Source organism: Salinivibrio sp. ES.052, assembly GCF_900141775.1.
Lineage (GTDB): Bacteria > Pseudomonadota > Gammaproteobacteria > Enterobacterales > Vibrionaceae > Salinivibrio.
Genome location: NZ_FSRI01000001.1, coordinates 135,773 through 150,451, shown reverse-complemented (window position 1 = coordinate 150,451; position 14,679 = coordinate 135,773). Strand labels below are relative to the sequence as shown.

The window sequence follows — 14,679 nt, the reverse complement described above, 5'->3', positions numbered from 1 at the left end:
AAACATTTAAACTAGGAGCTGAGATATGGTACTCGTAGGTCGTCAAGCACCAGATTTTACTGCCGCTGCCGTACTAGGTAATGGCGAAATCGTTGATAACTTCAACCTGAAAGAGTTCACCAAAGGCAAGAAAGCAGTTGTCTTTTTCTACCCACTCGACTTCACTTTCGTATGCCCATCAGAACTGATCGCATTCGATAAGCGCCTAAGCGACTTCCAAGCTAAAGGCGTTGAGGTTATCGGTGTGTCTATCGATTCTCAGTTCTCACACAACGCATGGCGTAAGACTGCAGTCGAAGACGGCGGTATCGGTGCAGTGAAATATCCACTGGTTGCTGACGTTAAGCACGAAATCTGCAAAGCATATGACGTTGAACATCCAGAAGCAGGCGTTGCTTTCCGTGGTTCTTTCCTTATCGACGAAGACGGCCTTGTTCGTCACCAAGTCGTTAACGACCTGCCACTAGGCCGTAATATTGACGAAATGCTACGCATGGTTGACGCACTCAACTTCCACGAGAAGAACGGTGAAGTTTGCCCTGCACAGTGGGAAGAAGGTAAAGCCGGTATGGCTGAGTCACCAGAAGGTGTGGCTAAGTATCTTTCTCAGCACACAGACGACCTGTAAATAGGTTATGTGCCCTGCACTGGACAATGTGAGATAACAATGAGGCCCGGCTAAACCGGGCCCTTTTTTTACCTTCGCTTTTAGCGGTTTATCGCTTACCTACCCCAAGTACCTCGACTTTCACACCTCATCACCTTTATTCATGACCCTTGCTGCGATTAGCGTTATGCTATGCCTAGCGAACAAGGAGCCTACCATGACCGTTATCGTCGAAGTCTGTATTGATAGTATTCAATCTTTACCGATTGCCCAGAGAGCCGGGGCCGATCGCATTGAGCTCTGCTCCTCACTCAAACTTGGCGGGCTGACACCCAGCGCCGGCACCCTTTATCAGGCAATCAAGCAAGCACATGTGCCGATTTATAGCATCATACGCCCACGTGAAGGAGACTTTGTCTACACCGGTGAGGAAGCCGAAGTCATGTTAAAAGACATTGCAACCGCCCGTCAGGCCGGGGGACACGGTGTGGTTATCGGTGCCTTGCATGCGGATGGCTCACTCCATCTGGACCTCCTCGATGCCATGCTTAAGGAAGCCGGTGGTATGGGAGTCACCTTCCACCGTGCATTTGACCATTGTGCCGATCCGATGACGGCGTTGGACGCAATCCTTGCGCGACCTACGATAGAACGGGTTCTTACCTCAGGCGGTGCCACTACCGCGGCACAAGGCAAAACGCAGTTAAAAACGTGGGTAGAGTATACTCGTCACACCTCGCTTCGCATCATGCCAGGCGCAGGGATCACAGTCACGAATGCCGCGGACATTATCGACCATACCGGCGCACGTGATATTCACCTCTCCGCCCGTACGACACGACCAAGTTCTGCCCACACGAAACCGACAGTCGCGATGGGCGAGGAAGATGAATCCGGTTATCCCATCACAGATCCCATCCTCGTGAAGGCCGTTAAACAGGCTGTTGCGCACTTGAATTAACATGAAATACGCTTCCGTCTCTCATCACATTGTGACTCATTAAGCCTTTTTACGCGGAAGCGCCCATCGTCACCGTAAGGGCATTGCATCTCCTTGTGGAGTTACCTACCGTAAAAACACCGCTGTCGTAAAAGGAGTGCTGCTTTGTCGGATAAAAAAACACCCAAAATCAGCAAAAAACAATACGAGAAGAAACTGTCCGAACTGCAAACTGAGCTTGTTAAACTGCAAGAATGGGTAAAACAAGAACAGTTAAAAGTCGTCGTGATTTTTGAAGGGCGTGATGCAGCAGGCAAAGGCGGTGTGATTAAACGGATCACCGAAAAGCTTAACCCCCGAGTGTGCCGCGTCGTCGCGCTGGATAAACCCACTGAGCGCGAACGCACTCAATGGTATTTTCAACGTTACATTGAACACTTACCTGCAGGCGGCGAGATTGTCTTGTTTGACCGCAGTTGGTATAACCGCGCAGGCGTCGAGCGAGTGATGGGGTTTTGCAGCGATGAAGAGTATGAAGAATTTCTTCGCACCTGCCCTGAGCTTGAGCGTATGTTAATGCGTGCCGGGATCATATTGATCAAATACTGGTTTTCCGTTTCAGACGAGGAACAGGAAAAGCGGTTCGCCGAGCGTATTCATACCCCCATAAAACGCTGGAAGTTTAGCCCGATGGATTTAGAGTCTCGCAGTCGCTGGGTTCAATACAGTGAAGCCAAGGACCGGATGTTTGCTTACACAGACACCAAAGAAAGTCCGTGGTGGGTGGTGGAAGCGGATAACAAAAAACACGCGAGGCTGAACTGTATTGCCCATTTCCTCTCTCAGATCCCCTACCAAGAGATTCAGTATCCGGCCGTCGCTCTTCCTGAGATTAACAAGGCGGGTTATGTCCGCATGCCACTTCATGATCAAAGTTTTGTTCCTGATCAAGTCAGTGAGTGGATCGAAGACGACTAACTGCTTATTTGAGGAGCTTTTCCAGCTCCTCTTTTTGAATATGGCGAACATCCTTACCTTTCACAAAGTAGATAATGTATTCACAGATGTTCTGGCAACGATCACCGACACGCTCGATGGCGCGCGCCGACCACATCACTTTTAACACATTAGGGATCGATCGCGGATCTTCCATCATATAGGTCATCAATTGACGTATGATCCCTTCATACTCTCGGTCAAGCGAATCATCTTTACGATATACCTTCATCGCCGCATTAATGTCCATACGGGCAAAGGCATCAAGCACATCATGAAGCATTTTCGCGGCACGCTGTCCCAATGCCTCCAATGACACCAGAAACGGTTGCTGAGAATGGCTAGAGTTATCCAGAGCCATTTTTGCAATACTGTCTGCGACATCGCCGATACGCTCTAGATCCGTGATGGTTTTGATAATGGCCATCACCAAACGTAAGTCGCTCGCCGTTGGCTGACGCTTTGCAATGATCCGTGTACACGCTTCGTCAATAGCCACTTCCATACCATTCACTTTATGATCTTCACGAATGACATGGCGTGCCAGTTCTTCATCTTGATTGTGCATGGCACGGAGTGCATCGGTAAGTTGACGCTCCACCAGCCCTCCCATGGCAAGCACATGAGTCCGAATCGCTTCTAATTCCGCATTAAACTGGCCAGAAATATGTCGGCTAATATTGTGGTTATCCAAGGCCTACTCCTTATCCATAGCGACCAGTGATGTAGTCTTCTGTTTGTTTATTTTTGGGCGTGGTAAACAAGGTATCAGTATCGGCGTATTCCACCAGACGGCCCATATTAATAAATGCAGTTTGATCGGACACGCGTGCCGCCTGCTGCATATTATGGGTGACAATCACCACGGTGTACTGATTTTTAAGATCATTAATTAGCTCTTCAATGGTCAACGTTGAAATCGGATCCAACGCAGAAGATGGCTCATCAAGCAGCAGTACTTCTGGCTCAATGGCGATCGCACGTGCAATCACTAGGCGCTGTTGCTGACCACTGGACAAACCAAACGCATTATCATTAAGACGATCTTTCACTTCATCCCACAGCGCGGCACCACGAAGAGAGCGCTCAACCGCATCATCCAAAGTCCGCGGTTCATTGATCCCTTGTAGGCGTAGCCCAAAGACCACGTTTTCATAGACCGACTTCGGGAATGGGTTTGGGCGTTGGAATACCATCCCTACTTTGCGGCGTAATGCTGGCACATCAACCTCTCGATGATAAATATTCTGCCCGTGCAGCGTCACTTCACCACGGACACGACAGCCGTCCACCAGATCATTCATGCGGTTGATACAACGTAGTAACGTCGATTTACCACACCCTGAGGGGCCGATAAATGCAGTGACCTTGCCTTTCGGGATCCGCATGCTGATATCAAACAGTGCCTGGGTCGCACCGTAATAGAGATTGAGATCCCGAATAGCTAACGCGGTTTGCTCATCCGGCAAATTCCCCAAATCTAAGCTAGGCATGACACCTATGGGTGGCGTTATCGAAAACATCGAGCGGGATCCTTATCGTTACAGTTCCAGTGCGCGATACTTTTCACGCAAATAATGACGTATCCCAATCGCAGACAAGTTCAATGCCACGATTACCGACACTAACAAAAACGACGTGGCATACACCAGAGGTCGCGCGGTTTCGATGTGCGCACTTTGAAAACCCACATCATAGATATGGTAGCCAAGGTGCATGAACTTCCGCTCTAGATGCAAGAATGGGAAGTTTCCATCAATAGGCAGTGACGGGGCCACTTTCACCGCCCCCACCAGCATTAAAGGCGCGACCTCACCAGCCGCACGCGCCACCGCCAAAATTAACCCAGTCATCATCGCAGGACTCGCCATGGGTAAGACGACCCGCCAAAGCATTTCAGATTGCGTGGCACCCAAGGCAAAGGCGCCATGGCGCACGCTGGTAGGAATACGTGCTAACCCTTCTTCCGTTGATACAATCACCACGGGTAAGGTCAAAATCGCTAACGTTAACGCAGACCAAAGAATACCCGGCGAACCAAAAACCGGTGCAGGTTGAGCCGCTTGATAAAACACGTCATCAATGGTGCCACCAATGAAATAGACAAAAAAGCCTAGACCGAACACGCCATAAACAATCGATGGCACACCCGCAAGATTCACAACAGCAATACGAATAAGCCGCGTAAACCCCGTTTTAGGCGCATATTCATGTAAATACACTGCCGCTACCACACCCAAAGGGGTTACAATGACAGACATCAATAAGACAAGAAGAACCGTCCCAAAAATCGCCGGAAAGACACCACCCGCAGCGTTGCTATCTCGCGGGGCTTCTGACAAAAAAGCGGCGACCTGGTGCCCCCAAAATGCCAGTTTATCCACGCTACTCATCGCATTGGGGTACCAGACATTCATCACATTCTCTAATGGCAGTACCACCTCATCACCGTGGCTGTCTTCCATCACAAGGTGTCCGGTTTGCTGTTTATCTCGCAACTGATTTAGCGCTTTCTCTAGTTGCTGATACTGTCCAAGCAACTGGGCGCGACGGGAAGAGATCCGTCCTTGCGCCTGCTTATCCAGCTTACCACCAAGCGCTAAAGATTTTTCCTCTAAGCGTAACTGCTCAAGTTGATAGTTCACGCTCGCCAAATGGACTTGCTCAATATCATTGATCACTTCGCGACGCGCGGCTAAATCGTCAAGCCGCTGGCGAAGTTCAGACACCACTAACCCATGACGCCTCCCTTTTTGATCGAGATACGCCGTCGGCTTACCATAAAACATGCCATTTTCATTCCGTTCGACCATTGCCATCTCTATTGGCGTATGCTGGCTTTTAACCTTAAAGGCCAGTAATTGTCGAAAATCAATACCTTCTCGTTCCCGATTGCCAATCTTGACGACCAAACGCAGATAGGTTTTCTGCCGGAACTCAGGCAAGCGAATGCCTGCATCGATCAACTGGGTTGCATCCACCTGATCGGTCCGATAGATTTGCCCAACAACTGTCTCAATCCCCTGATCGGTCTCTAATTCAAAACTGGTGACGGGCGTTGGCCAGAAATACCCCAAACCGCGATAACCAAGCAGTAGCAATACACCAAGAATGGCAATAAGACTGATGCTTACCATCCCTGCGGTCATCCAGACCCAAGGCGTGCCAGATTTTATCCATGGACGCATGCGCATTCTCATCTTGGTTAAAGGTGACTGTATTTGTCGCGTAAACGCTGGCGCACCAGCTCCGCCAGAGTATTAAAGACAAAGGTGAAAACAAAAAGAATAAAGGCGGTGAGAAACAGTACTCGGTAATGCGAACTACCGACTTCCGATTCCGGCATCTCTACGGCAATATTGGCCGATAATGTACGTAGCCCCTCTAACAAGTTCCAATCCATAATAGGCGTATTCCCGGTTGCCATCAGCACAATCATGGTCTCACCCACCGCTCGACCCAAGCCCATCATCACGGCAGAAAAAATCCCCGGGCTGGCCGTGAGTAACACGACACGCATCAATGTCTGCCAATGGGTCGCTCCAAGTGCTAAAGCCCCATTCTTTAGGTGCGGCGGAACCGAAAAGATCGCATCTTCCGATATCGAAAAAATGGTAGGAACCACCGCAAAGCCCATTGCTATTCCAACCACCAAGGCGTTGCGTTGGTCATAGCCCACACCGAGTTCATGAGTAATAAATTGGCGCGCATCTCCACCTAGCCACACCTGTTCAATCCAAGGGCCTAAATACGACGCCAGTAAACCAATAAAGAGCAAAGCGGGAATAATGACTAATATTTGGGCATTATCCGGTAGGCGCCGACGCACATACCGAGGGATCATGCGCCAGAAAACACTCAACCCCAATAACACCAATGGCGTCAAAGCCAATAACAAAAATACGCTGGCAATATGTGATTCAACCCAGGGAGCAAGCCACAACCCCGCCAAAAAGCCAATGATCACTGTCGGCAATGCTTCAATAGTTTCCACCGTGGGCTTTACCCAGCGCCTTAACTCTGACGACATAAAGTAAGCCGTGTAGATTGCCGCCCCTATCGCCATTGGAACAGCAAAAACCAGGGCAAACAGGGCGACTTTTAATGTCCCAAAGATCATGGGCACCACACTGAGTTTGGCTTCAAACGTATCGTCAGCCGATGTCGATTGCCAGACATATTGGGGAGAAGAATAGCCCTCGTACCACACCTTTTGCCATAAAGAGTGAATGCTCACTTCAGGGTGAGGATTATCGACTGAAAACCACTGCCACTGGCTTTGTGTCACTGCCATCAGAGCATTGGCGCGTGGCGAAAAAGCCAATGCCTCAGGCACTGAGGTAAAACGCTTATCAAAATGCCGCTGTTTTTCACTGGTGACATGAACGAGACTGAGCCGCCCCGTCTCATCTACCGTCGCCAGGCTTTTGCGGTGCAACTCCGGCGCGATTTGCTTTGCGCCCGTGCCGGGTAAGAATGTTCGTACTTCAGTGAGCGAAGGTATTCCATTTTTCACCACATCAAACCACTGGGTAAACGCACCATTTTGGTGCTGCAAAATTAACGAACGTCCACCCGCTAATAGTCCCATCTTAACCACTGGACTATCGACCACATTGGCTAAGTTCACAGTCTCACGCTTTTTGAGGGCGGCACCGTCTACCTGCCATACCGACAAGGTATTTTGCTGACGGACAAACAACCGTTGCCCATCCCCTGATAGCGCCAAGTTGTCCACCGATGACGTCAGTGAGGCAACCTCTCGATGGTGACCACGATAGACCACAAGTTGATTCTCTGCGGTAACGGCAGCCAGTATAGGAGCGATGGGTTGCCCATGTAAGCTATCAGGCATCGCTAACGCGAGCTGGCTCAGCGGATGAGCACGAGGGTCCATATCAACCCGCCCACCAAACGCGGTCAAGCTCGATAATTGAGGCACCACCGCGTTATTGTCTTGGTAGTGTGTGCGAAAGCGCAACTGCCAGACACTCACCTGACCCGGTGTACTTTCTACCGCCATAAAGGGAGCCGTCGCGGGAACATGGCTCATGACAGGATTATCCATCTTTGATAAAGGACGTTGCAAAACCGTCTTAGCCTGCGGAACCGATGTGTTCGACGTCTCTGGTACAGACGACTGATGGGGACGTCGAGCGACGGTTAACACACCTTTATCATCCAACCCATAAACGAGTTGGTTACGATTATCAGTACCAATATGCCTCGGCGTGCCCAGAGTAGAGACAGAAAAGCGCTCACTCAAGGTCACACTGGCTTGATGAAACAGCGGAACCACAACCGTTAAAAGGTAAAAGAATAGAAGCAATAAGGTCACTAATACCATCACACCGCCGAAACGTACCGTTTGACGCGTCAGTTTGTCTTTTAAACGTCGCGTCCGATTGGTGTCCGTTAATGATGGTGAGGAGTGGGTCATTCGTGCCTCTTATTTTTGAGAGAGCCCTGTATTGTATGTCGTTACAGTGACAATTTTGTGACAGCTTGCCAGCCTTTTCTGGCCATCTGCGCACCGCGTTTTTGTATGGCTACCACACCATGGCTTGCGCCTTCGTACACACTGTAACGGAACGATGGGTCACCGAACCATACGCAATAAATATGCAACAAACGGGCTTTAGGCTAGCCCAGGTTGATATTGGGCACACTTTTGTGAGTTTACCGCCTCGCAGCATAGACAACACTTTGACGGGCCTCAATAATTGTATAAACAATCGCCGTAAGGATCACGCATGAAGCACTTTGTTATTACCTTAGTGGGTCCGGATCGGGCCGGACTGGTTGATCACATATCACACACAGTCTTTGCCCATCACGGCAGCTGGCAAGCAAGTCGCCTAAGTCAGTTGGCTGGACAATTTGCTGGCATCATCCATGTCTCAGTATCAGATACCTATGCCGATGCGTTGGTTCACGCGCTGCGCGCACTTGATAGTTTGCAATTACTGATTACCGATGCGACCCCCGTGTCGCCATCGCCAATCACGCATACCCTATCCGTCACAGGTAATGATCGACGCGGCATTGTGCAAACACTCAGTCAATTACTTGCGGCTCACGGCGTCACTATCAACAAACTTAATACGCAAACACAAAGTGCCGCCAATACAGGCGGACAAATTTTCATTGCAGATTTTTATTTAACCGTCCCAGATAAGGCTGATATCAACATACTACACGAAGCCCTTGAAACGCTGTCCGATGATTTAATCGTCGACTTTGACAGCAACATCATTCAGTAGAATAGGATTTTCTCACGCGTTATGACTTTAGACTCCCATCATATCGACAAAGAGCTGAGCTGGCTTTCTTTCAACGAACGAGTGCTGCAAGAGGCCGCCGATAAAAGTGTGCCGATTATCGAACGAGTTCGTTTTTTAGGCATTTTTTCATCCAACCTTGATGAATTCTATCAAGTGCGGTTTGCCGATGTGAAACGCCGTATCATCATTGACGAAGAGCGAGGAGTAGACAGCCATGCCAAGGAATTACTCAGTAAAATTCAAGCAAAAGTAGTCAAACTCAACCAAGATTTTGACCATCTTTATAATGATATTTTGCTGGAAATGGCACGACGAAATATCTTTTTAGTGAATGAACGCCAGCTTTCCGAGCATCAGGCCCAATGGCTAAAGCGCTATTTCCGCAGCAATATTTTGCCGTACATCACCCCCATTATGCTTAACAAGGATGTCGATGTTTTAAGCTTCTTAAAAGACGCATACTCGTATTTAGCCGTGCAACTGAAAAAAACGGGTGAAGAGCCCAAATATGCGCTGATTGAGATCCCCACCGACGAATTGGAGCGCTTCGTAAAAGTCCCTGAGCCCAAGGGAAAACGGCAGCGCAAGACCATTATCTTGCTCGATAATATTATCCGTCTTTGCTTGGACCAGATTTTTAGTGGTTTTTTCGAATACGACACCGTCGACGCCTACGCCATGAAAATGACGCGTGATGCCGAATACGACTTAACCAACGAGGTCGAACACAGCCTGCTTGAAAATATGTCAGAAAGTTTGGACCAACGCTTAACCGCGCTACCTGTTCGGTTTGTTTATCAACGCGATATGCCACCTGAGATGGTCAGCAAGTTGATTCAAGTCTTAAAAATTTCAGATTACGACAGTGTGCTGCCTGGTGCGCGATATCATAATTTCCGGGACTTTATCGGTTTTCCCAATGTGGGGCGCAAATACCTTGAGAACCCACCGCTGCCACCGTTCGAATGCGCCGATTTTCAGCTACAAAATAACGCCTTTCAGGCGATTCGAGAGCGCGATATTCTGCTTTATTACCCCTACCATACCTTTCGTCATATGACCGAGTTGGTGCGCCAAGCGTCCTTCGATCCCAAGGTGCGCAGCATTCGAATTAATGTGTATCGCGTTGCTAAAAATTCACGCATTATCAATTCAATGATTGATGCGGCCAATAATGGGAAGCGCGTCACCGTTGTAGTCGAACTCCAGGCTCGATTTGATGAAGAAGCCAATATCGAATGGTCACGCGTGCTGACCGATGCAGGGGTCAAAGTCGTGTTTGGTACGCCAGGGCTCAAAATCCATTCTAAGCTCTGCTTAATTTCTCGTCGTGAAAATGGGGTGCTACGCGATTACGGCCATATTGGCACCGGTAATTTCCATGAAAAAACCGCACGGATTTACACGGATTTCGCACTTTTCACCGCGGACCAGCAGCTTACCTCTGAGATCAGGAAGGTCTTTGAGTTTATTGAAAACCCCTATCGACCCGTGAAATTTAATCATTTGATTGTCTCACCACGTAACTCCCGACGCCGCATGTATAAATTGATCGAGCGCGAGATAGAGCATGCCCGCACCAAGCGTAAATCGGGTATTACACTCAAAGTGAATAACCTCGTTGATAAGGGCTTGGTTAACCTCTTGTACAAAGCCAGTAATGAAGGGGTGAAAATTCGAATTATAGTGCGCGGGATGTGCTCGTTGGTCCCTGGCGTAAAAGGTGTCAGCCAAAATATCAAGGCAATCAGTATCGTCGACCGATTCCTAGAGCACCCACGTGTATTCGCCTTTGAAAACGGCGGTGAACGTGATATCTATATTTCGTCAGCCGATTGGATGACCCGAAACATCGACAATCGTATTGAAGTTGGGGCACCAATCCGAGATCCTCGGCTCCAAGATCGCATCATGGAGATCTTAGAAATTCAATTTGCCGATCGAGCAAAAGCTCGGGTCATCGACAAATCCATGTCCAACGCCTATGTCAAACGCGGTAATAAGAAAAAGATCCGTTCACAAATCGAGACCTATGATTACCTTAAACACATAGAGCGACAAGCACTCAAACACGCGGAAAAGTTGCAACATGACACACCCCCAATCAAAGGATAAACCGCGCGAGATAGCCGCGGTTGATCTTGGCTCTAACAGCTTCCATATGGTGGTCGCACGCGTTGTTGGTGAAGGGCTGCAGATTGTCAGTCGTCATAAACAACGAGTGCGTCTCGCCGCCGGGCTGGATGATAATTATTGCCTCAGTGATGACGCTATAGAACGCGGTGTCGACTGTTTAGCCATGTTTGCTGAGCGACTCAACGGTATCGAAATGGACAACGTTCGCATTGCGGCTACGCATACCTTACGTCAAGCCCGCAATGTTGACGACTTTATCAAACGCGCCAATCACGTTCTCCCCTACCCGATTGAAATTATCTCTGGTGAGGAAGAGGCCCGTTTGATTTATATGGGGGTATCACATACTCAGCAAAATGTCGGCCGCAAATTGGTGGTTGATATCGGTGGGGGCAGTACCGAGTTAGTGATTGGTGATAACTTCAATCCTTTTCTGGTCAATAGCAAACGAATGGGCTGTGTCAGCTACAATGAGCGTTTTTTCCCCAAAGGTATCATTACGGCCAAGCAGTTTGCTGCAGCCCAACTGGCCACCCAACAAAAATTAGAAAGTTTAGCGAGCCAATACCGTCAGGCTGGCTGGCAAGTCGCATTGGGCGCATCCGGGACAGTGAAAGCGATTCGTGAAGTCATCGTCGGTCTCGGTGACGAAGATGGCATCATTACCCGCAAACGCCTTGATGCTTTAATTGAAAAGTTGCTTAAGTTTAAAACCAGTGAAAGTATCGATTTACCGGGATTAACTGCCGACCGACAACCGGTTTTCGCGGCGGGTGTCGCTATTCTCTCTGGGATTTTTGATGCCTTAACCATCGAATCACTGCGTTTTTCTGATGGAGCATTACGTGAAGGCTTGCTCTATGAGATGGAAGATCGTTTTCAACGTACCGATATTCGCGGGCGTACCACGGATGACATGGCGGCTCGCTACAATATCGATCTTAGCCATGCTCGACGTGTGCAGCAAACAGCGGCCCACTTTTATGCACAGGCGGAACCCGATAAGGGCAGTAAAAAAGAAGAATTGGCGGGGCTGCTTAACTGGGCCGCACTGCTCCATGAAGTGGGCCTAAGCATTGGCTATCCAGGCTATCACAAGCATTCGGCCTATATCCTGCGTAATACCAATTTGCCAGGGTTTAACCAAGAGCAACAAACAGTGCTTGCAACGTTGGCTCGATTTCACCGTAAATCACTCAAACTCAATGAGATGCCTAAGTTTACGCTGTTTAAGCCTAAGCTGATCGAAACCTTGATTGGTGCATTGCGCTTAGCTTGCGTATTGCACTCTCAACGCAATGATCAAGCGCTGCCTGATATTGCACTCAACGTGGATAAAAAAGGGACATGGCAGCTCGAATTTCCTGCCGGTTGGCTCCAAGATAATCGCTTGTTAGCGGCGGATCTTGAAGCCGAAAAACAATATTGGCAATCGGCCAACTGGGGTCTGACTTTAAACGATTAGTCCAATGCAAGTCCCTGCCTCTGAGCGCGCACGGTATCAGCGGGTAAAGGAATATACCCTTGCTCACTCACCGCTTTTTGCCCCTGCTGAGAGAGAATATAACGCATGAACGCCGCTTCTAAGGGGGCAAGCGGCTGGTTCGGTGCTTTATTGATATATAAGTAAAGATAACGTGTTAGTGGGTACTCACCTTTTTTTATCGTTTGATCATTAGGGACTACCGCGTTACCACCTTGGCGAGAGATCGCAAGCATACGCGCACCGGAGGCCTGGTGGCCAATACCAGCATAACCCATCGCATTAAGCGATGATGCAACTGACTGTACCACAGACGCAGACCCAGGCTGCTCATTGACATTGGCACGAAAATCCCCACGACATAAGGCCGCTTGTTTAAAATAGCCATACGTGCCAGATACCGAATTACGGCCGAACAACTGCAGGTCACGATGCTGCCAACGCCCTGAAAGACCAAGCTGCCCCCAAGTCGTGACGGGCTCACGGGCGCCACACCATAGGGTGCGTGAAAAAATGGCATCGAGTTGTTGAAAACTAATCGCACGCAATGGGTTATCTTGGTGCACATAAATAGCCATAGCATCAACGGCAACAGGGACAGCTGTCGGCGGATAACCAAAGCGTGCTTGAAAGGCGTTTTCTTCGCTAACTCGCATCGGGCGGCTCATCGGCCCGAATTGAGCCGTTCCCTCTACGAGCGCAGGGGCTGCAGAGGCAGATCCAGGGGTCTGCAACTGTACATTAATACCAGGGTGAAGACGCTTAAACCCCTCCGTCCAAGCCGTCATCATATTGGCTAAGGTATCAGAACCCACTGAGCTCAAATTACCAGATACCCCGCTACTGCGTTGATAATCGGGCAAGCGATCAGACTCGCTAGCGGCGCCAACACTCCACAATAGACAAGTGGCTAAGATAACTTGCTTTAACATGCTAACCGCTCCGGCAACGTAAATGAAAACGTACTGCCAACCCCCAATTCACTTTTTATATCTAACTCAGCGTCGTGGTGGCTCAGTGCATGTTTAACAATCGCCAACCCTAACCCACTACCGCCAGTTTCTCGTGAGCGCGCCTTATCAACTCGATAAAAGCGTTCGGTCAACCGATCTAAATGTTGCGGTGCAATTCCCTCGCCACTGTCTTGCACTTCCAAACGCGGGCCTTTTCTCGAGCGATACCAACGCACCGTAATTCCAGCGTGCGCGGGCGTATGTTTGACAGCGTTATAAACTAAATTGGAGATAGCACTACGTAGTTGGTCATCATTGCCTTTGACTTTAAGACTGGTATCGACATCGAACGTAAGTGTGTGTTCACTATCACCGCTTAAGGCTTGTGCCTCTTTTTGTAAGACATCTAACATCGCTGGCACATCGACATGATGATCAAGGTCAGGCTTGGCTGCCGCTTCAATCTTGGACAGTGTCAGCAATTGCTCAACCAGCGACTCCATCCGAGATAATTGCTCGGTCATCACCCCATGCGCCTTGGGCCACATCGGACCGACAACCATATCGGGATCCCCCGTCATTTCCAAATACCCACGCAATACCGTCATCGGGGTACGTAGCTCGTGCGAAACGTTAGCGAAAAAATTGCGCCGCATCCCTTCAAGTTGTTTCAGCTGAGTAATATCACGCACCACCATCAAGTACTCCCCTTCGGCATAGGGCATGGTCCGGAACTCGAGTGTACGCGCGCTGTTGAGGTGAGAGCGCATTTCTAGTGGAATGCCATAATTGGCATTCGCGATATAACTGACAAACTCAGGCGCACGAATTAAATTACTGATATGTTGGCCATTGTCATCCGGCATCCGTAAGCCCAGTAGTTCTTGCGCTAACTTGTTACACCAGACAATGGTGCCATCACGCTCAAACACCACCACCGCATCGGGCAACGATTCGGCACCGTTACGAAAGCGACGGATCAAATTGGCAAGCTCTTTACGGCGGCGGCGATTGCGCTTTTGCAGGCGGTAGATCCCATTGAACAATGGTTCCCAAGAGCCCGTGCCAGACGGGGGCATCAAGCTTTTATCTTTCCACAACCAGTCTGATAGTTTGATCTGCTGGTGCAGGTGCCAAAGCAGCATCGCCACTGTGGCGGATAATAACAGCCAAGGTAGGCCACCAAACAGCCAACCCACGATAAACCAAGGTAAATAAAAAAAAGCCAGCTCCCAGGCTAGCTTTTTCCAAGACAGTCGTTCGACCATTGCGTCTCCATG

General features: G+C 49.3%; 12 protein-coding genes. 6 read left to right on the top strand and 6 right to left on the bottom strand.

Annotated elements, in window-relative coordinates; genetic code table 11:
• The first annotated feature begins 25 nt into the window (after positions 1–25).
• From BUQ98_RS00680 to ppk2, 3 genes are all read left to right on the top strand, one after another.
• Positions 26–628, top strand: coding sequence for a peroxiredoxin C (locus BUQ98_RS00680; RefSeq protein WP_074212032.1), 603 nt, complete (start codon positions 26–28; stop codon positions 626–628).
• Positions 629–824: 196 nt separating this feature from the next.
• The gene (locus BUQ98_RS00675) at positions 825–1,568 is read left to right on the top strand and encodes a copper homeostasis protein CutC (protein WP_074212031.1); all 744 of its coding nucleotides are present in this window, start codon (positions 825–827) and stop codon (positions 1,566–1,568) included.
• 144 nt (positions 1,569–1,712) lie between these two features.
• Positions 1,713–2,525, top strand: coding sequence for a polyphosphate kinase 2 (gene ppk2, locus BUQ98_RS00670; RefSeq protein ID WP_074212030.1), 813 nt, complete (start codon positions 1,713–1,715; stop codon positions 2,523–2,525).
• A 4-nt stretch (positions 2,526–2,529) separates the two neighbouring features.
• Here the strand turns inward: ppk2 and phoU are convergent, their stop codons facing one another.
• The 4 genes from phoU to BUQ98_RS00650 are packed head-to-tail and all read right to left on the bottom strand — an operon-like array spanning position 2,530 to position 7,983.
• Complete coding sequence (gene phoU, locus BUQ98_RS00665) at positions 2,530–3,237, bottom strand: phosphate signaling complex protein PhoU (protein WP_074212029.1); 708 nt, start codon at positions 3,235–3,237, stop codon at positions 2,530–2,532.
• 10 nt (positions 3,238–3,247) lie between these two features.
• On the bottom strand, positions 3,248–4,066 hold the full coding sequence (gene pstB / locus BUQ98_RS00660) for a phosphate ABC transporter ATP-binding protein PstB (protein WP_074212028.1): 819 nt from the start codon (positions 4,064–4,066) through the stop codon (positions 3,248–3,250).
• 18 nt (positions 4,067–4,084) lie between these two features.
• On the bottom strand, positions 4,085–5,731 hold the full coding sequence (pstA, locus tag BUQ98_RS00655; protein WP_074212027.1) for a phosphate ABC transporter permease PstA: 1,647 nt from the start codon (positions 5,729–5,731) through the stop codon (positions 4,085–4,087).
• A 17-nt stretch (positions 5,732–5,748) separates the two neighbouring features.
• Entirely contained in the window at positions 5,749–7,983 is a 2,235-nt protein-coding gene (locus BUQ98_RS00650; RefSeq protein WP_074212026.1) for an ABC transporter permease subunit, read from the bottom strand.
• 313 nt (positions 7,984–8,296) lie between these two features.
• Here BUQ98_RS00650 and BUQ98_RS00645 point away from each other — a divergent pair, with 313 nt between their 5' ends.
• From BUQ98_RS00645 to ppx, 3 genes are read left to right on the top strand one after another with little or no spacing between them, the layout of a single operon-like run.
• Positions 8,297–8,806 carry a glycine cleavage system transcriptional repressor gene (locus tag BUQ98_RS00645; RefSeq protein ID WP_074212025.1) on the top strand — a complete coding sequence of 170 codons (510 nt, stop codon included), beginning with the start codon at positions 8,297–8,299 and terminating at the stop codon, positions 8,804–8,806.
• 21 nt (positions 8,807–8,827) lie between these two features.
• Entirely contained in the window at positions 8,828–10,942 is a 2,115-nt protein-coding gene (gene ppk1 / locus BUQ98_RS00640) for a polyphosphate kinase 1 (protein ID WP_074212024.1), read from the top strand.
• Positions 10,917–12,428, top strand: a complete 1,512-nt coding sequence (gene ppx / locus BUQ98_RS00635; protein ID WP_074212023.1) for an exopolyphosphatase — start codon at positions 10,917–10,919, stop codon at positions 12,426–12,428. Before ppk1 ends, ppx begins: the two co-directional genes overlap by 26 nt.
• On the opposite strand, the gene BUQ98_RS00630 is transcribed toward ppx, so the two are convergent.
• Both BUQ98_RS00630 and phoR read right to left on the bottom strand, forming a co-directional pair.
• The gene (locus BUQ98_RS00630; protein ID WP_074212022.1) at positions 12,425–13,378 is read right to left on the bottom strand and encodes a PstS family phosphate ABC transporter substrate-binding protein; all 954 of its coding nucleotides are present in this window, start codon (positions 13,376–13,378) and stop codon (positions 12,425–12,427) included. The genes ppx and BUQ98_RS00630 overlap by 4 nt on opposite strands.
• Positions 13,372–14,667, bottom strand: a complete 1,296-nt coding sequence (phoR, locus tag BUQ98_RS00625; RefSeq protein WP_074212021.1) for a phosphate regulon sensor histidine kinase PhoR — start codon at positions 14,665–14,667, stop codon at positions 13,372–13,374. The genes BUQ98_RS00630 and phoR overlap by 7 nt, the downstream gene beginning before the upstream one ends.
• Positions 14,668–14,679: the final 12 nt, after the last annotated feature.